The sequence below is a fragment of the Actinoplanes sp. NPDC026623 genome, from assembly GCF_040638275.1.
In the GTDB taxonomy this organism is placed as follows: Bacteria; Actinomycetota; Actinomycetes; order Mycobacteriales; family Micromonosporaceae; genus Actinoplanes.
Genome location: NZ_JBEZXZ010000060.1, coordinates 1 through 19,685, shown reverse-complemented (window position 1 = coordinate 19,685; position 19,685 = coordinate 1). Strand labels below are relative to the sequence as shown.

Sequence of the window (19,685 nt, the reverse complement as noted above, 5' to 3'; positions counted from 1 at the left end):
GCGGGAGCGGCAGCGGGTTACCGAGGCCGGCCGCGGCGTGAGCTGGTCAAATGTCCTGGTAGCGGGTTACCGGGGACAGCCGTGGTGTGGTTCGCATGGTGCAACGTCCGGCCCACAAAGATCTTGCACATGCGCAAGATCAACGATTACCCGCTCTCGGAGTGGTCCGCTGCTCGCACGGTGGTGGTAAGCCCAGCTTCCCGGATCGATGATCACAGCATTGGCGTCGGCCTCGGGATCCCCGGCCTTGTCACCACAGCGGAGACGCTCGATGCCGCTGGGATCCCCATCCTCATCCAGGATCTCCAAGCACGGCTGGCCTGCCATGAACACGCATCAAGACCAGTTCCGCCCGAACTGTCCGGAACCGATCGAGCAACACCGGCCAACTAGACGTCTACGCCCGCGAGCTGAGCTTGTGCGCCCCCGCTATGGGGCGACGCGGTCGCGGATGCTGTCGAGCACCGCCTCCGCCGCCCACCCAGCGGCGTCGGCGATGTCTCGCTGGTCCATACCGAACTCGCGGCGGAACGTCACCCAGGTCCCGACGGAGTCGAGGTGCGACAGCGCCGCGATGACCGCCCTGTGCTGCGCCGCGTCGAGGGATGGCACCTCGGCATCCAGCAGCCGCTCGAGCTGCGCCCGGCCCGGCGACGGCGCTGCGCCGTTCACGCCACGCATCGCCGTCTCGGCGACGACGTGTGCGAGCTCCGGCCGCGCGTCGTACCGCTGCATCGCGTCTCGGATCGCGAGGGGGATGTCGAAGATCGAGTGTGACTCCTCGCGGGCGAACAGCGTCGCCTCGATCCAGGCTGCGGTCGCCAGCAGCAGGTCGACGCGCGTGGGGTAGTTGCGGAACACCGTGCGCTCGGCGATGCCGGCCCGCCGCGCGATGACCCGGTACGAGACATCGTCGCTGCCGAGCTCCTCGATCAGGTCGGTGTAGGCGGCGAGGATCGCTCGTTGCGTGCCGCTCAGCGCCGGGACTGCCGTCGGCCCGGTCACCGCTCCGCCCACGTCGCGTCGGGCAGCCTCGCGAGCATGGTGCCCACAGCGCGGTCGAACGCGTCGCAGATCTCGCCGGCATCCAGGTCGAAGCCCGTGCGCAGCCGGGCCCAGAACATCGCCGACGAGAAGTAGCGCAGGGATGCCGCGACCCGCCGCCGGTCCCGTCGGTTGAGCGTCGGCGCGGCCACGTCGAGCATCGCCTCGATCGCACGCGTGATGTAGGCCGGCTCGGTGTCGAGCGTCGGCGAGATCGCGGACGCTCGCGCGCCGACGTACGCGTACGCGGGCGACGCGTCGAAGGCGCGGAAGCGCTCATGCACGGCGGCGCAGAAATCGGAAACGGTCACGAACGGCGGCAGCGGGAAGCAGGTCTGCTCGATCCAGTTCGAGAGTGCGGCGAGCAGGTGTGCGCGCGTGGGGTACTGGCGGTAGATCGTGCGCTCCGAGATGCCGACCTCGTCGGCGAGGGCGCGATAGGAGATGTCGTCGAACGCGCGCTCGCGCAGCAGCACCGCCGCGCTCGCGAGAATTGCGGTCGGGGTGTCGACCGGCTCCTCCATCACGTCTCCCTCTTTCGGGCGGCCGCCCGGCGCGGGGGCCCGATGACTTCCGGCGGGAGCACGTAGTGATCGGAATCGTCGAGCGTGAGCGCCAGCGACGAGACGTACTGCTGTTCGCCGTGCGGTCCTTTCTCGGCCGAGGCCAGCATATCCGGCCGCTCGAACGTATAGCCGGTGACATGGCAGCGGAGCCGCTCGCCCGAGGGGTTGCCGTTGTCGTCGAACCGGGGGGAGTCGATGCCGTCGGAGCGGCGGCGCAGGTAGTAGCGCCCTCGCGTGGCGAGAGCCATGACCGGAGTGGTCACGACCGCGACGCCGATCGCGACGAGCACCGAGAACGGCCTGACGGTGGCGCCGAACACCCCGGCGAACGCGAGCAGCGACAGCACCGAGGCGAGCCCTACCGACACGAGCCCGACCGGGTTCCAGTCGTGCAGCATGCCGCGGCGGAACTCGGGGAAACGGGGCGAGATGCGCAGCACCCACTTGTTGATCGCGATATCGGCGGCGATCGTCACGAGCCATGCCATGACGACGTTCGCGTAGAGGCTCAGCACGAAGGAGATGAGGGTGAAGACGTCCAGCATCATGAGCACGTATGCGATCACGAGGTTGAACAGAACGAAGACCGTGCGACCCGGGTAATGCTTCGCCACCCGGGTGAAGACATTCGACCATGCGAGCGAGCCCGAGTACGCGTTCGTCACGTTGATCTTCACCTGTGCGACGACGATGAGCACCAGGGCAAGACTGATCGCGAGCCAGTCGGGGAGGAGGGTCTGGTACATCACGACGAATTGCTTGACCGGTTCGGTCGCCTGGCGCCCGAGAGTGGGTTCGACCTTCACGAGGAGGTAGACGGCGAGAAACACCCCGATCACCTGCTTGGTGCCGCTGAAGATGACCCATCCCGGGCCGGCGAACGCGAACGACGTCCACCACGAGCGGGCGTTCGACGGCGTGCGCGGCGGCATGGCGCGGATGTAGTCGATCTGCTCGGCCAGCTGCGGGGTGAGGGCGAAGCACACTGCCGCACTCGAGACCACGGCGCCGAAGCTGATCGAGCCGTCGGAGTTGCCGGTGAACGACGTGAAGGCGCGTACCGCCTCGGGGTCGGAGACGACGATCCACAGCAGCGGCAGCAGGGCGAGGGCGAGCCACAGAGGCGTGGTCCAGAACTGTAGGCGCTCCAGCGCACGCATGCCGTAGATGACGATCGGGATCACGACGACGGTCGAGACGAGATAGCCGAGCCACAGCGGCGTCTCCGTCGCCAGTTGCAGCCCCTGCGCCATGATGGCGCCCTCCAGGGCGAAGAAGATGCAGGTGAAGCCCGCGAAGACCACGGTCGTGATGATGGAGCCGTAGTAGCCGAATCCGGAGCCACGGGCGATGAGGTCGAGGTCGAGGTTGTAGCGGGCGGCGTAGTAGGCGACGGGCACACCGACGATGAGGATGATGACCGACGCGAACAGGATGCCGAGCACGGCGTTGGCGGTGCCGTGGTCGATGCCGATGCTGGCGCCGATCGAGAAGTCGGCGAGGAACGCGATGGATCCGAGGGCGGTCGCTCCGACGGAGGCCGCGCTCCAGCGCCGGAAGGTGCGCGGCACATAGCGGAAGGCGTAGTCCTCCAGGCTGTCCTCTGCTGCCGCGCGCGCGTTGTCCGTCGACACAGTGACATCCCCTAAGGCACCTTGCGTTGGGGCATCGTCGCTGTCCGGTGTTACGACGGCATTGCGGGCGTGGGTCATGTGGGCTCAGATCGTCATGGCGGCTCGCACGGAGGAGGTGGCTGCCTTGCCACCCGCTCCGGTCTGTGTGACGAAGCCCGAGGCGAGCACGACATAGCGCTCGGCGGCCTCGAGGGCGAAGCCGATGTGCTGCTCGACGAGCAGCACGTTGATGCCTTCTTCGGCCAGCTGCATGATGGTCAGCTCGATCTCGGCGACGATCGTGGGCTGGATGCCCTCGGTCGGCTCGTCGAGGATGAGCAGCTTCGGCTCGGTGATGAGGGCGCGGGCGATCGCGAGCTGCTGGCGCTGCCCGCCGGAGAGCAGGCCTGCCTTCCGGGCGGCGAACTGCTCCAGTGCGGGGAAGCGAGCCATCTGCGCGTCGATGAGGGCCTTGCCGCCCCGGCGTCCGTCGGCGACGAGCTGCAGATTCTCCAGCGTCGTGAGCTGGCCGAACGACTGCTGACCCTGCGGCACGTACGCCATGCCGCGAGCAACGCGCTGGTTGGGGGCGAGCGACGTGATGTCCTCGCCGTCGAACACCACGCGGCCCTTCGACGGCTTGATGAGGCCGATCGCGAGACGCAGCAGGGTCGACTTGCCGGCGCCGTTGTGGCCGAGCACGGCCACAACCGTGCCGGACGGCACCGTCACGCCGTGCAGCACCCGGGTGCGCCCGTAGCCGGCCTCGATGTCGGTGAGTTCCAGCATGTCAGTCCTCCCGCTTCTGCGTTCCGGCCACCGGTTCGGGCACGACCGACATGGCGGCCGTGGTGGCGGCGCCCGCGGTGCCGAGGTAGACCTCCTGCACCTTGGGATCGGCCTGAACCTCGGCCACCGTGCCCTGCGAGAGCACCTTGCCCTGATGCAGCACTGTCACGCGCGTGGCGAAGCGGCGCATGAAGTCCATGTCGTGCTCGACCACGAGCACGATCCGCTTTGCCGCGATGCGCTGCAGAAGCTCGCCGGTCGCGGTGCGCTCGTCCTGGCTCATGCCGGCGACGGGCTCGTCGAGCAGCAGCACCTTCGCGTCCTGCACGAGCAGCATCGCGATCTCCAGCCACTGCTTCTGGCCGTGCGACAGGATGCCGGCCGGCGTGGCGAGCTCGCCGGCGAGTCGGGTCTCCTCCAGCGCCTGCGTGATCGACGCGTCGGTGCCACGCCGGGCCCGCAGCAGCGAGGCCCGGGGACGGTGGCGTCCGGCGGCGATGTCGAGGTTCTGCAACACGGTGAGCTCGTCGAAGACGCTCGCGGTCTGGAACGTGCGACCGACCCCGAGGCGGACGATCTTGTGCACTGGCCTGCCGAGCAGCTCTTTCTCGTCGAGTCTCGCCGACCCGGTGGCCCCGGTCAGCCCCGTGATGGCGTCGATGCACGTGGTCTTGCCGGCGCCGTTCGGGCCGATGAGGAACCGGACCTCGCCGGGGTACGCGTCGAAGGAGACGCCGCCGACCGCGACGAAGCCCGAGAACTCGACGTGCAGGTCCGTGACAACGAGCGAAGCGTCGGTCATGACCGCACCTCTTCGAGCTCTGCGGTAACGATCGTCGGGGCGAGCTGTCGGTCGGTGCTCCGGCGCGCTGCGGTGAATCTGGCCGACAGCGACGACAGCCCGTTCGGCAGGAAGAGGATCACGACGATGAACAGCAGACCGAGGATGTAGGTCCAGCCGTCGGGCCAGGCCGAGCCGAGGCTCGACTGCCCCCATCCGACCGCCATCGCGCCGAGCGCGGGGCCTAGGAGCGATGCGCGGCCGCCGAAGGCAACGCCCGCGATCATGAGGATCGAGGCGGCGGCGCCGATCTCGGCCGGAGTGATGATGCCGACGATGGGGACGAACATCGCTCCGCCGATGCTCGCCATCAGCGCGGAGACGACGAAGGCGACGAGCTTGACGTTGGCCGGGTCGTAGCCGAGGAAGCGCACACGCTCCTCGGCGTCCCGAGCGGCGACGAGGAGCTCACCGAAGCGGCTGCGGTAGAGCTGCCACACCGCGAGCAGGCACACGATGAGAAGCACGGCCGCGATGAGATACACCATGCGCTTGTTCGCCGGGTCGTTCAGTACGAAGCCGAAGAAGTACTTGAAATCGCTGAGCCCGGTGTCGCCCCCGGTCTCGCGGATCGTGGAGCTGATCAGGGTGGCCAGCGCGACGGCGAGCGCCTGCGTCAGGATCGCGAAGTACGCGCCCTTCACGCGGCGCTTGAACAGCGCGTAGCCGAGGACGCCGGCCATGATCACTGGGAGCAGCACGATCGCCAGCAGGGTGAACCCCGCGCTGCGGAACGGCTCCCAGAACACCGGAAGCGGCGCGAGCGGGTCGTAGAGCACCATGAACCCCGGGATCCGGTCACCGGCGGTCTCCAGCGTGAGGTGCATGGCCATCGCGTACGCGCCGAGGGCGAAGAACACCCCCTGCCCCATCACGAGCATCCCGCCTCGCCCCCACGCCAGGCCGATGCCGACGGCGGCGATGGCCCAGCAGCAGTACTTGCCGAGGTTGTTGAGCCAGTGCTCGGTGAGCACGAGCGGAGCGACCGCGAGGAGCAGGACGGCGAACACGCCGATGCCGCTGAGGGAGATCCATGGCTTCAACTTGGTCATACCAGACTCCTGGTTCGCACCGTGAACAGGCCCTGCGGGCGGAGCTGCAGGAAGACGATCACGAGGATGAAGGCGAGCACCTGCGCCAAGCTGCCGGTCGTCCAGTAGGCGAAGTACGAGAGGGCGACGCCCACCGCCCACGCGGCGATGATGGTGCCCTTGAGCTGGCCGATGCCACCGGCGGCGACGACGAGAAAGGCCGGGATGATGTACTGCGCGCCCATCTGGGAGTTCGTGCCGCCGATGAGCGACGCGGCCACGCCGGCGACCCCGGCCAGGCCCGACCCGGTGAAGAAGGTGAGGCGGTCGACGGTGCGTGTGGAGATCCCCGAGGTCTCGGCCAGGTCCCGGTTGTGCACCGTCGCCCGGATGCGGCGGCCGAACGAGGTGTACTTGAGCCAGGCTGCCAGTGCGGCGACGCAGACGGCCGCGAGCAGGATGGTGAACAGCTGCCGAAGGGGCCATTCGTAGCCGAGGATGTTCAGCTGCCCGTCGAGCCAGCCGGGCTTCTCCACCGGGACACCCTGGGACGGGAAGATGTGCAGCGCCGCCTGCTGCAGGATCAAGCTGACACCGACCGTGACGAGCAGGGTATCCAGGGGCCTGCGGTACATCCATTGGATGATGGTGACCTCCAGCAGGAGGCCGAACAGGCCCGCGACGACGAACGCGACCGGCAGCGCGACCGGGATCGACAGGTCGCTGGCGGCGATGACCTGCTGGACGAGGTAGGCGGCGAAGGCGCCGATCATGAGGAACTCGCCGTGGGCCATATTGATCACGCCCATCTGGCCGAAGGTGAGCGAGAGGCCCAGCGCGGCGAGCAGGAGCAGCGCACCTTGTGCGCTGCCGTTCAGCAGCGGTGCGATCAATGCGTCCACGTGCTCTCGCTTTCCATGGCGGGGAGGGGTCCGGGTGCGCGGGGTCGCATGCCGCAGGCGACACGCAACCCCGCGTCCGCGTGGGGGTCGGGCGATCAGCCCGCTGCGTCCACGAGCTGCTTGCGGATGTCGGCCGGGAACCAGTCGTAGCCCTCGAGGTACGGGTCGGGCTCGATGAACTTGTCGGAGGCCCAGGCGATGTCGAACTGGTTGTTGGAGTTGATCTGGCCGATGTGGCCCGGCTTGGAGATGTGGTGGTTGTCGCCGTCGAGCGTGACCTTGCCCTCCGGTGCGTCGAACGTGATGGTGTTCTTCTTCGCTGCGGCGTTCACCGCGTCGACGTCGAACGAGCCGGCCGCCTCGACGAGGGCCTTGTACAGGTACAGCGAGATGTAGGCGGCCTCCATCGGGTCGGAGGTGACACCGCTGCTGTTGGGGTAGGCCTTCCAGCTCTCGATGAACTTCGGGTTGGTGTCGGTCTTGAGCGACTGGAAGTAGTTCCAGGACGCGTAGTGGCCGGTAACCTCGTGGCCCATCGCCGGCGCCTCCTCCTCGGCGATCGACACCGAGATGATCGGCGTCGTCTTGGCGGTGAGGCCGGCGTCGTAGTACGCCTTGATGAAGCCGACGTTCGACGAGCCGTTGATGGTGTTGAAGATGAAGTCGGGCTTGGCCGCCACGATCTTCGCCACCTGGCTGGTCCAGTCGTCCTTGTCGAGGGGTACGTACTCCTCACCGACGATCTTGATGCCGAGCTTGGCCGCATACAGCTTGATGATCGCGTTCGCGGTGCGCGGGAAGACGTAGTCGCTGCCGGCGAGGAACAGCTTCTTCACCCCCCGGGCGGCGAGGAAGTCCATCGCCGGGATGATCTGCTGGTTGGTGGTCGCCCCGGTGTAGTAGATGTTCGGCGACGACTCGAGGCCCTCGTACTGCACCGGGTAGAAGAAGAGGCCGTTGTTCTTCTCGACGACCGGCTTGACGGCCTTGCGAGAGGACGAGGTCCAGCCGCCGAATACTGCGGCGACGCAGTCCTGGGTGAGTAGCTTCTCGGTCTTCTCCGCGAAGGTGGGCCAGTCGGTGGCGCCGTCCTCCTGGACGTACGCGATCTTCTTGCCGAGGATGCCGCCGCTGGCGTTGATCTCGTCGGCGGCCATGTGCAGCACATTGGAGACGGTCTTCTCAGAGATCGCCATGCCGCCGGTGAGGGAGTTGAGGAAGCCGAGCTTGATGGTGTCGCCGGAGGTGTCGACGCAGCTGGGGGCCGCGGATGTCCCGCTGCCGGCCGCTTCGTCGCCGGCTCGGGCGCCACAGCCGGCGAGCACGAGGGCCAGGGTCGTCCCGATGGCGCCCATAGCCGTAAGCGTGCGCAGCCGCTTGCTGTTGGTGGACATATATGAGAACTCCGTTCCTGGTGAAGGGGGTGTGACGCCGGGTCGCGGCACCGCGGATCGTGCGGATGTGGATGTCCAGGGCGAGCCGCCGGCGTCCCGAGCTCCCCGCCCCGTGCCGCCGGCAAGGTTCAGCCGACTGCTGCAGGTGAGAGAAGATTGACCGGAAGTCATTACTCTGACATTTCTTGAATGTTCCAACTCTGTAGCTCTCGGATTGGCCGAGGCGCGAGAGCCCAGGAAAGACGCGCAGCGCCGTGGAAAAGCTATGTCAAACTTCTGCCACGATCCCGCTGGGGCGCTACGCAGGTGGCACACTCCTGACATACATGAGGAGGGTGAAAGCCTCCCGCCAGGCCACCACGAGCGCAGCCGGCGGAACGTCACGGTCGGGGGCTGGCACACGGGGTGCACCTTCAGAACGGGTTTGCATCCCGTGGGTTCGGGTCCAGGTTGATCTTGCTTGCGAACCACTGCCCGGTGGCCGGGCCGGGAGGCTCCCGCGTTGTCGCGGCTTCTCAGGCTCCCTGGGAAGGCTCGGGCGGCTCGGTTCGGCGTCCAGGCGAGTCCAGCTGGACACGGCCGCCACGCGGTGCGGCTGTCTCGCCGGCCGCTATGTCGGCGACGTCTTCGCCGAACTACGTCGCAGCCTCAACGGTCTCAGGCGGACTGCTGCGCGGTGTCGCCGCTGCGGAGGCGGTCCAACTCGGCGAGATACATCGCCTGCATGCGGCCGAAATGCCGGACCAGCAGCCTGAGCTCCTCGACGCTGTAGCCCTCGATGAGCCGCTCCGCCTGCTCGGCGAAGTGCTCGTACGGCTGCTTCAGCTCGGCGGTCCGCTCCGGCCGCAGGGTGACGATCACCCGGCGCCGGTCCGCCGGATCGCGCTCGGCCGTGACGTAGCCGGCCTGCTGGAGCCGGCGGAGCATGCTGGTCACCGCCCCCGTGGTGAGGTTGGTCCGTTCGGCGACCTGGCCCGCGGTGGCGGGTCCGACGTCCGCCAGGAAGTCCAGGCATTCCAGGTCGCTCACGGTGAGGCCCAGCCGGTCCGCGATGGCGTAGCGGAACACCACGGACAGCCGTGAGTTCTCCCGCCCGGCGCGCATGAGGTCGGCGATCGCGGACGCACGGGCGGGCTCGTGGGACATGCCCGCAATCATGCCTCCGGCACGGTGACCCGGTGCAGCCGAGGTAGCACGCGGGTCAGGACCCAGTGCGGTGCGGCCGCGTCTCCGGTGAGGCGGCGCATCAGCCCGGCGGCGGTGTCGACGGCGCGGAACGCGTAGGGCACCATCTCCTCCTGGTAGCCGGCGATCGCCTCCTCCACCGGCATGCCGCTTGCCCGGGCCTCGACGAGCCGGCGGCCGAGCAGGGCGGCGTCGCGGAGCGCGGTGTTGCCGCCGTGTGCGCCGAACGGCGGCATGACGTGCACGGCGTCGCCCATCATCGTCGCCCGGGGTACCGCCCACCGGCGTGGGCGCCGGCCGGTGGCGAAGGGGTTGAGCACCGTGGCGTCGAGCTCGGCCGTGTCGACCAGCCGCCGGATGAGCGGGTGGTAGTCCGCACTCATCCGGGTGGCCAGTCTCCCCAGCGCCAGCAGGTCTCCGTGGATGCCGACGGGCACCTCCTCCTGCCGGAGCAGCAGTCCCCACATGACGTAGTCGTCGCCGGTGGGTGCGTAGCCGCCCGGGGCCAGGCGCGCGAACGCCTCCCGCGGGTTCTCGCCGAACCGCATGGAGGTGAAGAAGAAGGCGCGGCCCGGCTGGTTGGCGATGGCCAGGACGCCACTGGTACGCAGCGCGTCCGGAATGACGCTCTCGCCGCCCAGCCGCAGGGGCGACCGGCCGTAGATGCCTGCCATCGGGGTCTGCGCCGGCTCGGCGTCCGGCATGAGCTGCGCGCGCAGCGCCGAGCCGACGCCGTCCGCGCCCACGACGACGGTGGCCGCGGCGGCCCCGCCGTCGGAGAACCGCAGCCTCAGCCGGGTCGGGCCGCCGCTGTCCACCGCAACGGCAGCCTTGCCGTAGTGGATGCGCTCGTCCAGCCCGGACTTCAGGATCGACCGCAGGGTCAGCCGGTCGACCTGGCGGGTCGCGTGCGGCTCGTCCTTGAAGGTGATGGTGAACGCGTCCCGCAGCCGGCTGTCGGTGAAGCGCAGGTGCCCGCCGGGCTCGTCGCCGGTGGCCAGCGCCAGGCGGTACAGCGGGCGGGGCAGGCTCTCGCGCAGCGCCTCCAGCCCGTACCGGTCGAGAATGATCCGGTAGCCCTGCCGCCGGACGAAGGCGCCCTGATCTCGCTCGTAGACGTGCACGTCGATGCCGGCGCGCATCAGGTACTGGGCGAGGCAGAGGCCGGAAAGGCCGGCGCCGGCGATCGCCACAGAGAAGTCAGTCGATGTACCCATGCGATTATCTTAATGACTAAGATGATTTGGGCAAGGCCGGTCAGCCCTTTACCGCGCCCGCGGTGAGCCCTTCGGTCAGGAAGCGCTGCCCGAAGGCGTACATGATCACCACGGGAATGCTGACGAGCAGCGACGCCGCGGCGAGCTGTCCCTGCGGCACGACGTCCCCGGCGATCATCGACTGCATTCCGACGGGCAGCGTCTTGTACCCGTCCTTCGTGATGAACACGAAGGCGAAGAGGAACTCGTTCCAGGCGTTGGTCAGGGTGAACAGCGCCACCGCCAGCAGTCCCGGCTTGGCCAGGGGCAGCAGCACCCGGCGGAACGCCTGGACGCGGGTGGCGCCGTCGACCAGCGCGGCCTCCTCCAGGTCGATGGGGATCGACGCGAAATACCCCGTCAGCAGCCAGGTGGCGAACGGAATCGTGAAGGTCGGGTACGTCAGCACCAGCGACCACAACGAGTCGGTGAGCCGCACCCCGATGAGCAGCTGGTACAGCGGGATGAACAGCAGCGCACCCGGCATCACATAGGTGAGCAGCACCGTGACGGTGAAGCCCTGCGCCCCGCGGAACCTCAGCCGGGCCAGCGCGTAGCCGGCCAGGGCGGCGCAGACCAGTGCCACCGTGGTGGACGCCGCGGACACCAGCAGGGTGTTGAGATACCAGCGGCCGAACGGCTGGTTGCTGAAAAGCGCGGTGAACTGCTCCAAGGTCCACGGCGTCGGCCACAGGTCGTTGTCGCGCATGACGACCTGGCCCTCGGACTTGAAGGCCGTGACGCCGATCCAGTACAGCGGGCCCAGCGTGAACACGAGCAACCCGGTCAGCGCGACACCGGACCCCACGCTCGTCACGAGAGACGATACGCGTCGACTCCCGTTCGCCTCGAGCGCCGAGACCACCCGGCCGACCGCCGCCACGATCAGCAGGATCACCGCGAGCACCACCACCGCTTTCCAGAAGATCTGTGGCGACGCCCAGGCCAGCAGGCCGGTGACCAGCGCGGCGACGGCCCACGGGAGCACCTTGCGCGCCGTACCGGACCACGGCGCGCTCCGGGTCCGCCCGGGTAGGTTGACGCCGGTGTCCTGGCGCAACAATCGGACCAGGACGAACACCAGCCCACCGATGACCGGCAGCATGATGAGCGTGACCGCTGCCCCCGCGCCGTACTGCAGCTGAAGGATCGCCTTCGAGTACGCGACGAGCACGTACGGCGCGGTCACGTCGCCCGGGCCGCCCTGCGTCAGCAGCCAGATGAGGTCGAAGTTGTTGAACGTCCAGATCGACGACAGGGTCACCGTCACGGTGATCACGTGACGCAGTCCGGGCAGTGTCACGTGGACGAATCTCCGCCATGACGAGGCGCCGTCGATGGCCGCCGCCTCGTACTGATCCGCCGGGATGGCCTTCAGGCCCGCGAGGAAACAGACGGCGAAGAACGGCAGGCCCTTCCACACGTTGACCAGGATCACCGACGGCATGGCCAGCGACGGGTCGGACAACCAGCCGGCGGGCCAGCTGTCGACCAGATGCAGCGTGGCCAGCAACGGCCCGATCCCCGTGGCGGTGAGCACGGTGTTGACGCTGCCGAAGATCGGGTCGAGCAGCGAGCGCCAGCTGAACGCCGTCACCACCGTCGGCACCACCCACGGCACCAGGAGAAGCCCGGTCAGCAGGGCCCGCCCCCGGCGCAGGCGGTGCAGCAGCAGGGCCGCGGCCAGCCCCAGCACGACCTTGAAGATCTCGGCGTACGCGGTGAAGACGAAGGAGTTCACCACGCCCGTACGGAACTGCTCGTCGCCGGCGAGGGCGAGGTAGTTGTCCAGGCCGACGAACACGTTGTCCTGGCCGTGCCGTTCCGTGGTGCTGGTGACGATCGACCGGGCGATCGGCACTAGCACGAGCGCGCTGACCAGCACGGCCGTCGGTGCCAGGAACAGTGCCGCCAGCCGCCAGTCACGACCCAGCCGCCGCTGGGTCGTGGTGAGGGAGCCGGGCCCCGGCGGCGAGGATGTCTGCGCCACCGGGGCCGGTGCTGGACGGACCGAGGTCACTGCGGCAGCCCCTGCTGGGCGAAGATCTGCACCATCTTCGCGTGGGCGGCCGTCACGGCCTGCGCCGGCGCCGATCCCTGTACGACCTGCTGCATCATGTCGGTGAGCACGTAGGCCGCGCCGACGGCCTGCTGGCCCGCGCTGGCCTGCTGCGGGAAGTCCAGGCCGTTCTTGGTGGACAGCGGCAGTGACTGCTCGGTGATCTTGCGCAGCATGGGAAACGCCGGGTCGCCGCTGGTGAAGAACGGGTCGGCGTCCCAGACCTTCTCCCAGGCGGGCATCACCAGGCCGGGCGCCTCCTTCGCCACCCCGAGCAGCGCGGGCGCGCTGACCAGGTACTGCGCCAGGAGCTTGGCGAGCGCGGGGTTCTTGGCGCCCTTGAAGACGACGAAGCCCTGAGACTGGCCGAGCAGCAGGGGCTTGTCGGTCGCCGGCCCGATGCAGTCGGAGAAGACGTAGGTGTTTTCATGGACGGGATTCTTCTTGGTCCTGGAGTCCGCGTAGACGCTGAACTGGTTGCGGGTGTAGCCGAGGATCCCGGCGAGCCAGTTCTCGTTGTTGCTGGTGTCGGTCCAGCTGGCCACCCCCGGCGGGAGCATCGGCTTGTATTTGGGGTTGGTGTAGATATCACCCAGGAAGGTCACCGCCTGCACCGTCTCGGGTGAGTTGAACGTGACCTTCTTGCCGTCATTCGAGGCGATCGACCCGCCGTACGAATTGATCAGTGCCTCGATCATGCCGTTTCCGTCACCGGACCGGTTCACGGTCATGCCCCAGCCGAACCGGCGCTTGCCCGGATCGGAGATCGCCAGGCACAGGTCCCGAAGCTCCTCCCAGGAGTAGACGTCCTTGGGGGCGATGCCCTTGTCCTGCATCCAGTCCTTGCGCAGGAACGACCCGATCCCGATGAAGTGGTAGGGGATCGCGTACCACTTGCCGTCGAAGACGCAGAAGTTCTTGGCCTCCACGGTGGGCTCGCCGTACTTGGCCGTCAGCGTCTTGACGATGTCCGTCACGTCCTCCAGGTCGCCCAGCGCCTGGAACTGCGCGACGAATCGCGAGTCGGTCATGAACGCCAGGTCCCGCGCGACGCCACCCTTGACCTCGGCGTCGATCTTGGCCACCACATCACCGGCGTCGGCCTGGACCAGACTGTTCTCGATCGTCGTCCCGGTGGCGTCGGCGAACTTCTTGACCGAGCTGTCGAGCGCCTCGTTGGCCGCTGTCGAGTACAGCTTCTGCGACAGCAACCCCATCGAGGAGCCCTTCAACGACGCCGCACCGTCGATCAGCTCCTGCGGAACCTCCGGCGGCACCCTGGTCGGCGACTCGGAGGTGTCCCCGCACGCGGCCAGGCCGGCTGCGCCGAGCACCCCCACTCCCATCCCCAGAAAGCCGCGCCGAGACCATATCGGCCTGTCCTGCATGGACATTCGCCTCCCTCATCTCCCCGCGCCGCCGCACGCCGACGGCGTACGTGGCGAACACCGCGTTCTCCTGTGCTCCAGCTGTGTCCTGATGTCGGCGACCGCAGCGCGTCGCCCCCGTCGATCAACGCGTACGCGTACTCGTCGTGGGCCGTCTCCGGCCAGGAATCGATGGCGCGGAGGTCGATGGGGCTGCCACGGTAGGCTCACGGACCACCACCGTTCGAGATTTCGAACTGAGTTCGAGATATCGTATCGAGTGGACGCGACGCTAGAGGAACACCATGAGAGGTGTCAATGTTTCGACGCGGGTTCCGGCCAGGCCCGGCAGGCGGGCTATCGAGGCGGGGCCAGGTACCCCATGCGGGCGGACAGCGTGGCCGCGCCGTCGCGAACCAGTCCGGTCCACTCCACCTGTGCCTGCGGGGTCCAGCGAATGATCGGCGCGGAGACGCTCATCGCGGCGATGGTTGCGCCGGAATGGTCCCGGACCGCGGCGGCGACGCAGCGCATGGCGCTGTCGGACTCGCCGATGTCGACCGCGACGTTCTCGGCACGGACGCAATCGAGATGTGCCCGCAGGCGATCCGGGTCGGTGATGCTCTCCGGCGTCATGCCCCGCAGGGTGCCCTTCGTCAGAACCGCGTCCAGGCCCGCCTGGTCAAGGTCCGACAGCAGGATCTTGCCGACCGCCGTGCAGTGGGCCGGCAACCGCCGCCCCACCGCGGAGACCATCCGGACGGGGTGCGTGCTGTCGACCTTGACGAGGTAGATGACATCGGCGCCGTCGAGCACCGCCACATGGACCGCCTCGTCGCACGCGGCGGCCACGTCCCGCGCGACGCCTTGCGCCTCGCGAACCAGGTCAAGCCGACCGGCGAACGCCGCGCCGAGCTGGAACAGGGGCATGCCGAGCCGGTACCGCACCGGCTGGCCGGGGACGGAGATCAGGTACGAGCGAGCCTCGAGCGTGACGAGCAGCTCGTGGACGGTGGTGCGGGGTAGGTCAAGCCGCTCCATCACCTCGCGGGCCGACAGCTGGGGACGGTCCAGAAACAGTTCGAGGATGTCGAGTGCTCGGATGACCGCCGGAACCACACGGGGCATGTCGATAGTCCCTTCCCAATGCCGGATTCGTGTCAGCGATCTCCCCACGCACCGGCACCTGAAGAGAGTAACCGCGTCGGCCCCGGTGCCAGGTTCAGGACTCGTCGTCGACGGAAGAGGTCTGGGCACCACCAGAACGGCCGTATTTCCGCATTCCGCACACTTAGGATGGCCAATGCCGATCTCCCTGCACCATCTGCGCGCCGGCGACGCCTCACGCTGGGCGGTGCGCCAGGACGGCAAATGGGGCGAACTCGACGCTACTCTCGCCGACCTGCTCGCCTTACCGCTCGACCAGGCTCGGGCCGTGGTCGACGCCGCCGCCCGCGCGGCCCGCGGCGACATGCCAGGCGACAAGGCGCTTCCCCCCATCGACCGGCAGGAGGTGTGGGCGGCCGGGGTGACGTACCTGCGCAGCCGCGACGGACGAAGGGAGGAGTCCGGAAACGGTTTCCTCTACGACCATGTCTACAACAGCGACCGCCCCGAACTCTTCTACAAGTCCAGTCCATGGCGTGTCGTCGGCGACGGCGACGCGGTCGGGATCCGCGCCGACTCCGGCTGGGATGTCCCTGAGGCCGAGGTCGGCCTGGTGCTCAACGCGACCGGGGACGTGTTCGGCTACACGCTGGGCAACGACATGAGCAGCCGATCGATCGAGGGTGACAACCCGCTCTACCTGCCGCAGGCGAAAATCTACGACCGCTCCTGTGCGCTGGGCCCGGCCATCGTGCCGAGCTGGACGGTCGGCCCGGGTCCGTTCCCGATCGGGTTGCGGGTGCTGCGTGAGGGCCGCGAGGCATACGCCGGAACGACCTCGACGTCGGCGATGGCCCGCGGCTTCGAGGACCTGGCCTGCTGGTTGTTCCGGGCGCTGAGCTTTCCGGCCGGTGTCGTGCTGCTGACCGGCACCGGCGTTGTACCGGGGGTCGATTTCACCACGCGACCCGGTGACACGATCGAGATAACGTCCGAGACACTCGGGACGCTGACCAACCTCGTGGTTGCGGTTGGCGACGTTTCCCACGGGAAGGGCCAGCCATGACATCGATCGAGAGTCGCTCCCCCCAAGCGCCGTCAGACCTCGTCGTGCGCGTTCCCGACACGGCGCCGGAGAAGGTGGCGGCGGCGGCCGGCGGCGCCCGGGACGCGGCCGCGGGTTGGGCGCGTGAGCCGGCGCACGCGCGGGCGGCCGCCCTGCATGCCTGCGCCGAGGCTGTCGCGGCCGCAACCGGTGAACTGACCGACCTGGTGGTCCGGGAGGTCGGTAAGCCGCTCGGCGAGGCCGGCGCCGAGATCGGCCGCGGCGTGGCGATCCTGCGCTACTTCGCGCAGCAGGCCCTGCATCCCGAGGGTGAGGTGTACCCGCCGGCCGACGGGGTGTCGCTCCTGCACACCCGGCGCCGTCCGCACGGCGTCGTCGGGCTGATCACCCCCTGGAACTTCCCGGTCGCGATACCGCTCTGGAAGGCCGCGCCGGCCCTCGCCTTCGGCAATGCTGTCCTCCTCAAGCCCGCACCACAGTCGTCCGCGGTGGCGCTGCGGCTGGCCGAACTGTTCGCCGGGGCGCTCCCGCCCGGCGTGCTGACGGTGCTGACCGGCCTCGCCGGGACCGGCGAAGCGATGGTCGATGCGGCCGATGCCATCTCGTTCACGGGCTCGGTGGCAGCCGGGCGGGCGGTTGCCGTACGGGCGGTCACGCGCGGCATCCCGGTGCAATGCGAGATGGGGGGACAGAACGCCGCCATCGTGCTGCCGGATGCCGACCAGGACGCGGCCGCGGCCGCGATCGCCGCGGCGGCGATGGGGTACGCCGGACAGAAGTGCACCGCCACCAGCCGGGTGATCGTGGTCGGCGATCCCGCGCCGTTCGCCGAGCGGCTGGCCGCGGCCGTCGAGGCGCTGCCGGTGGGTGATCCAGCGGATCCGGCGACGGTGGTCGGTCCGCTGATCGAGTCGCGACCGCGCGAGGCGATCCGGGCTGCGGTGCGGCGCGCCGGTGCCGGTGGTGCCCGTGTGCTGACCGGTGTGCGGCAGCCCGACGGCGACGGGTGGTTCCAGGCGCCGACGTTGCTGGCAGACGTGCCCCCTGGTGACGACCTGCTGAGCGAGGAGCATTTCGGCCCCGTGTGCGTGGTGCTGCCCGCGGAGTCCGCCGACGCCGCGGCGCAGGCGGCCAACGATGTGCGGCACGGGCTGGTCGCTGCCGTGTACACGCGGAATCTCGGGGCGGCGCTGACGCTGACGAACCAGCTGGACGTGGGCATGGTGAAGGTCAACGCCCCGACCACCGGCGTGGACTTCCATGCTCCGTTCGGCGGCGAGAAGGAGTCGAGCTACGGCCCGCGCGAGCAGGGCACCGTGGCCCGCCACTTCTATACGCGGACCGTCACGGTGACGCTCACTCCGTAGCGGACTACCCGCGCGGCGCCGCCTGACGGCTACCTCGTGCTCCTGAAAGTTCCGCGACTTACCGATAGTTTCTGTCATAACGGTTTTCAGCCATGGATCTCAATCAATGCATAGATCGATTGGCCATCGTCCATGAACGATGGGTGTTTGCGCAGGTACAGCGCCACATCCCTTCCAGGGCACCAAAATAAGCCGAATTCCAAACGGCGCAGGGACATTGACCGGCAGCGTTCTTCGGGGTAGCGTTCGCCGAAAGTTGCCGGAACATTACCGGAAGATTGCAGATTCTATCCGCGTAATCCCAGACGCCCGCGGTCGGCTCGCCACCCCCTGTCGCAACCTCGCGAAGGCGATCCGACGACGTCGGCGCACAGGGCGGTCGTTCGCCGCTCCGAGAGCGCCATTGACGCCGGCGACTGGAACGCCACAAACCCAGCACAGCAGTGCCGCCAGCCCCCGCGGTGTTGCCGCACCCGGACCCGTGAGCGGCTCGCGTGTAGCGGATGGCGTGGATCGGCCGTCCCGAGCACGAGGTCAAGAGGGAGTGTCAATGAATCGGTTGAAGAGACCCATCCGGTACCGAGTGGTGCTGGCCGCCGCGACAGGTCTGCTGGCTGCGGCCGGAACGGCGGTCCTCGTCCCGACCGCGAACGCGGCGGCCAGTACGTTGGGCGCCGCCGCGGCCCAATCGGGCCGCTATTTCGGCACCGCGATCGCGGCGGGCCGGTTGGGTGATTCGACGTACACCACGGTCGCCGGGCGTGAGTTCAACATGATCACGGCCGAGAACGAGATGAAGCCCGACGCGACCGAGCCCCAGCGCGGCCAGTTCAACTTCAGCTCCGGTGACCAGATCTACAACTGGGCGATCCAGCGCGGCATGAAGGTCCGCGGCCACACCCTCGCCTGGCACGCCCAGCAGCCGAGCTGGTGGGGAAGCATCAGCGGCAGCACCCTGCGCCAGGCGATGATCGACCACATCAACGGTGTGATGGCCCACTACAAGGGCAAACTCGCCTACTGGGACGTCGTCAACGAGGCGTTCGCCGAGAACGGCAGCCGCCGGAGCTCCAACCTGCAGTCCACCGGCAACGACTGGATCGAGGTCGCCTTCCGCACCGCCCGTGCCGCCGACCCGTCGGTGAAGCTCTGCTACAACGACTACAACATCGAGAACTGGTCCTACGCCAAGACACAGGGCGTCTACAACATGATCCGGGACTTCAAGTCCCGTGGCGTGCCGATCGACTGCGTCGGCCTGCAGACCCACTTCACCGGCGGCAGCTCGCTGCCGAGCAACTTCCAGCAGACTCTCTCGAGCTTCGCCGCCCTGGATGTGGACGTGGCCCTGACCGAGGCCGACGTCACCAACGCGTCCACCTCGCAGTACGCCGGCCTGACCCAGGCCTGCGTCAACGTGCCGCGCTGCGTCGGCATCACCGTCTGGGGCGTGCGCGACAGCGACTCCTGGCGCTCCGGCGAGAGCCCGCTGCTGTTCGACGGTGGTGGCAACAAGAAGGCCGCCTACTCGTCGGTCCTCACCGCGCTGAACGCCGCCACCCCCACCCCCACCGACCCGACGCCCCCCGGCTCGACGCCGCCCTCGACGGGCTCCGGCGTCGACGAGATCAGGGGCACGCAGTCGGGTCGGTGCATCGACGTGCCGAACGCCTCGCAGAACAACGGCACGCGGGTAACGCTGTATGACTGCAACCGCCAACCCAACCAGCAATGGACCTACACCACCACCAAACAACTCACGGTGTACGGCACCAAGTGCCTGGACGCCGCCGGCACCGGCAACGGCACCGCCGTGCAGATCTACTCCTGCAACGGGCAGTCGAACCAGCAGTGGAACGTCAACGCCGACGGCACCATCAGCGGCGTGCAGTCCGGGCGGTGCCTGGACGTCTGGGGCACCGGCAACGGTCAGCAGGTCCAGCTGTACGACTGCCACGGACAGGCGAACCAGCAGTTCCGGCTCGTCCTGATCGAGGGCGGCACCACGCCGCCGACGAGCCCCCCGCCGACCGGTGACACCTGTGCTCTGCCGTCCAGTTACCGCTGGACGTCGACCGGAGCGCTGGCCAGCCCGAAG

At 68.5% G+C, this 19,685-nt stretch carries 17 protein-coding genes; 4 read left to right on the top strand and 13 right to left on the bottom strand.

All coding sequences use genetic code 11. From position 1 onward, the window contains the following. Window positions 1-129 precede the first annotated feature (129 nt). Window positions 130-393 carry a hypothetical protein gene (locus AB0F10_RS19510; RefSeq protein WP_360626499.1) on the top strand — a complete coding sequence of 88 codons (264 nt, stop codon included), beginning with the start codon at window positions 130-132 and terminating at the stop codon, window positions 391-393. A 36-nt stretch (window positions 394-429) separates the two neighbouring features. On the opposite strand, the gene AB0F10_RS19505 is transcribed toward AB0F10_RS19510, so the two are convergent. From AB0F10_RS19505 to AB0F10_RS19445, 13 genes are all read right to left on the bottom strand, one after another. Then, complete coding sequence (locus AB0F10_RS19505) at window positions 430-1,005, bottom strand: TetR/AcrR family transcriptional regulator (RefSeq protein ID WP_360626496.1); 576 nt, start codon at window positions 1,003-1,005, stop codon at window positions 430-432. Further along, window positions 1,002-1,568, bottom strand: a complete 567-nt coding sequence (locus AB0F10_RS19500) for a helix-turn-helix domain-containing protein (protein WP_360626494.1) — start codon at window positions 1,566-1,568, stop codon at window positions 1,002-1,004. Before AB0F10_RS19500 ends, AB0F10_RS19505 begins: the two co-directional genes overlap by 4 nt. Continuing rightward, window positions 1,568-3,322, bottom strand: coding sequence for a hypothetical protein (locus tag AB0F10_RS19495; protein WP_360626491.1), 1,755 nt, complete (start codon window positions 3,320-3,322; stop codon window positions 1,568-1,570). The genes AB0F10_RS19500 and AB0F10_RS19495 overlap by 1 nt, the downstream gene beginning before the upstream one ends. A 6-nt stretch (window positions 3,323-3,328) precedes the next feature. Next, window positions 3,329-4,012: an ATP-binding cassette domain-containing protein gene (locus tag AB0F10_RS19490; RefSeq protein ID WP_360626488.1), complete on the bottom strand. Its 684-nt coding sequence runs from the start codon at window positions 4,010-4,012 to the stop codon at window positions 3,329-3,331. A gap of 1 nt (window position 4,013) precedes the next feature. Then, on the bottom strand, window positions 4,014-4,814 hold the full coding sequence (gene urtD, locus AB0F10_RS19485; RefSeq protein WP_360626485.1) for an urea ABC transporter ATP-binding protein UrtD: 801 nt from the start codon (window positions 4,812-4,814) through the stop codon (window positions 4,014-4,016). Next, on the bottom strand, window positions 4,811-5,905 hold the full coding sequence (urtC, locus tag AB0F10_RS19480; protein WP_360626481.1) for an urea ABC transporter permease subunit UrtC: 1,095 nt from the start codon (window positions 5,903-5,905) through the stop codon (window positions 4,811-4,813). The genes urtD and urtC overlap by 4 nt, the downstream gene beginning before the upstream one ends. Beyond that, window positions 5,902-6,786 (bottom strand): urea ABC transporter permease subunit UrtB, encoded by an 885-nt coding sequence (gene urtB, locus AB0F10_RS19475; protein WP_360626478.1) that lies wholly within the window; start codon window positions 6,784-6,786, stop codon window positions 5,902-5,904. The genes urtC and urtB overlap by 4 nt, the downstream gene beginning before the upstream one ends. 95 nt (window positions 6,787-6,881) lie before the next feature. After that, a complete protein-coding gene (urtA, locus tag AB0F10_RS19470; protein ID WP_360626475.1) occupies window positions 6,882-8,180 on the bottom strand; it encodes an urea ABC transporter substrate-binding protein in 1,299 nt (432 codons plus the stop codon). 657 nt (window positions 8,181-8,837) lie between these two features. After that, window positions 8,838-9,326 carry a MarR family transcriptional regulator gene (locus AB0F10_RS19465; RefSeq protein WP_360626472.1) on the bottom strand — a complete coding sequence of 163 codons (489 nt, stop codon included), beginning with the start codon at window positions 9,324-9,326 and terminating at the stop codon, window positions 8,838-8,840. 8 nt (window positions 9,327-9,334) lie between these two features. Beyond that, window positions 9,335-10,582, bottom strand: coding sequence for an FAD-dependent monooxygenase (locus tag AB0F10_RS19460; RefSeq protein ID WP_360626469.1), 1,248 nt, complete (start codon window positions 10,580-10,582; stop codon window positions 9,335-9,337). A 40-nt stretch (window positions 10,583-10,622) separates the two neighbouring features. Further along, on the bottom strand, window positions 10,623-12,611 hold the full coding sequence (locus AB0F10_RS19455; RefSeq protein WP_360626466.1) for an ABC transporter permease subunit: 1,989 nt from the start codon (window positions 12,609-12,611) through the stop codon (window positions 10,623-10,625). A 26-nt stretch (window positions 12,612-12,637) separates the two neighbouring features. Continuing rightward, a complete protein-coding gene (locus AB0F10_RS19450) occupies window positions 12,638-14,014 on the bottom strand; it encodes an extracellular solute-binding protein (RefSeq protein ID WP_360626463.1) in 1,377 nt (458 codons plus the stop codon). Window positions 14,015-14,404: 390 nt separating this feature from the next. Further along, window positions 14,405-15,223: an IclR family transcriptional regulator gene (locus tag AB0F10_RS19445; RefSeq protein ID WP_360626460.1), complete on the bottom strand. Its 819-nt coding sequence runs from the start codon at window positions 15,221-15,223 to the stop codon at window positions 14,405-14,407. 127 nt (window positions 15,224-15,350) lie between these two features. On the opposite strand from AB0F10_RS19445, the gene AB0F10_RS19440 reads away from it, so the two are divergent. The 3 genes from AB0F10_RS19440 to AB0F10_RS19430 all read left to right on the top strand — a co-directional run. Then, window positions 15,351-16,220, top strand: coding sequence for a fumarylacetoacetate hydrolase family protein (locus tag AB0F10_RS19440; RefSeq protein ID WP_360626457.1), 870 nt, complete (start codon window positions 15,351-15,353; stop codon window positions 16,218-16,220). Next, window positions 16,217-17,587 (top strand): aldehyde dehydrogenase family protein, encoded by a 1,371-nt coding sequence (locus AB0F10_RS19435; protein ID WP_360626454.1) that lies wholly within the window; start codon window positions 16,217-16,219, stop codon window positions 17,585-17,587. The genes AB0F10_RS19440 and AB0F10_RS19435 overlap by 4 nt, the downstream gene beginning before the upstream one ends. A 550-nt stretch (window positions 17,588-18,137) precedes the next feature. Next, window positions 18,138-19,685, top strand: a 1,548-nt coding sequence (locus AB0F10_RS19430) for an endo-1,4-beta-xylanase (RefSeq protein WP_360626451.1), incomplete at its 3' end; no start/stop codon positions are given.

What these genes read in the sequence shown, in the direction of transcription:
- AB0F10_RS19500 (WP_360626494.1), bottom strand. Translation starts at nt 1,568, where the DNA reads ATGGAGGAGCCGGTCGACACCCCGACCGCAATTCTCGCGAGCGCGGCG.
- urtD (WP_360626485.1), bottom strand. Translation starts at nt 4,814, where the DNA reads ATGACCGACGCTTCGCTCGTTGTCACGGACCTGCACGTCGAGTTCTCG.
- AB0F10_RS19435 (WP_360626454.1), top strand. Translation starts at nt 16,217, where the DNA reads ATGACATCGATCGAGAGTCGCTCCCCCCAAGCGCCGTCAGACCTCGTC.
- AB0F10_RS19460 (WP_360626469.1), bottom strand. Translation starts at nt 10,582, where the DNA reads ATGGGTACATCGACTGACTTCTCTGTGGCGATCGCCGGCGCCGGCCTT.
- AB0F10_RS19440 (WP_360626457.1), top strand. Translation starts at nt 15,351, where the DNA reads ATGCCGATCTCCCTGCACCATCTGCGCGCCGGCGACGCCTCACGCTGG.
- AB0F10_RS19490 (WP_360626488.1), bottom strand. Translation starts at nt 4,012, where the DNA reads ATGCTGGAACTCACCGACATCGAGGCCGGCTACGGGCGCACCCGGGTG.
- AB0F10_RS19495 (WP_360626491.1), bottom strand. Translation starts at nt 3,322, where the DNA reads ATGACCCACGCCCGCAATGCCGTCGTAACACCGGACAGCGACGATGCC.
- AB0F10_RS19465 (WP_360626472.1), bottom strand. Translation starts at nt 9,326, where the DNA reads ATGTCCCACGAGCCCGCCCGTGCGTCCGCGATCGCCGACCTCATGCGC.
- urtA (WP_360626475.1), bottom strand. Translation starts at nt 8,180, where the DNA reads ATGTCCACCAACAGCAAGCGGCTGCGCACGCTTACGGCTATGGGCGCC.
- AB0F10_RS19510 (WP_360626499.1), top strand. Translation starts at nt 130, where the DNA reads ATGCGCAAGATCAACGATTACCCGCTCTCGGAGTGGTCCGCTGCTCGC.
- urtC (WP_360626481.1), bottom strand. Translation starts at nt 5,905, where the DNA reads ATGACCAAGTTGAAGCCATGGATCTCCCTCAGCGGCATCGGCGTGTTC.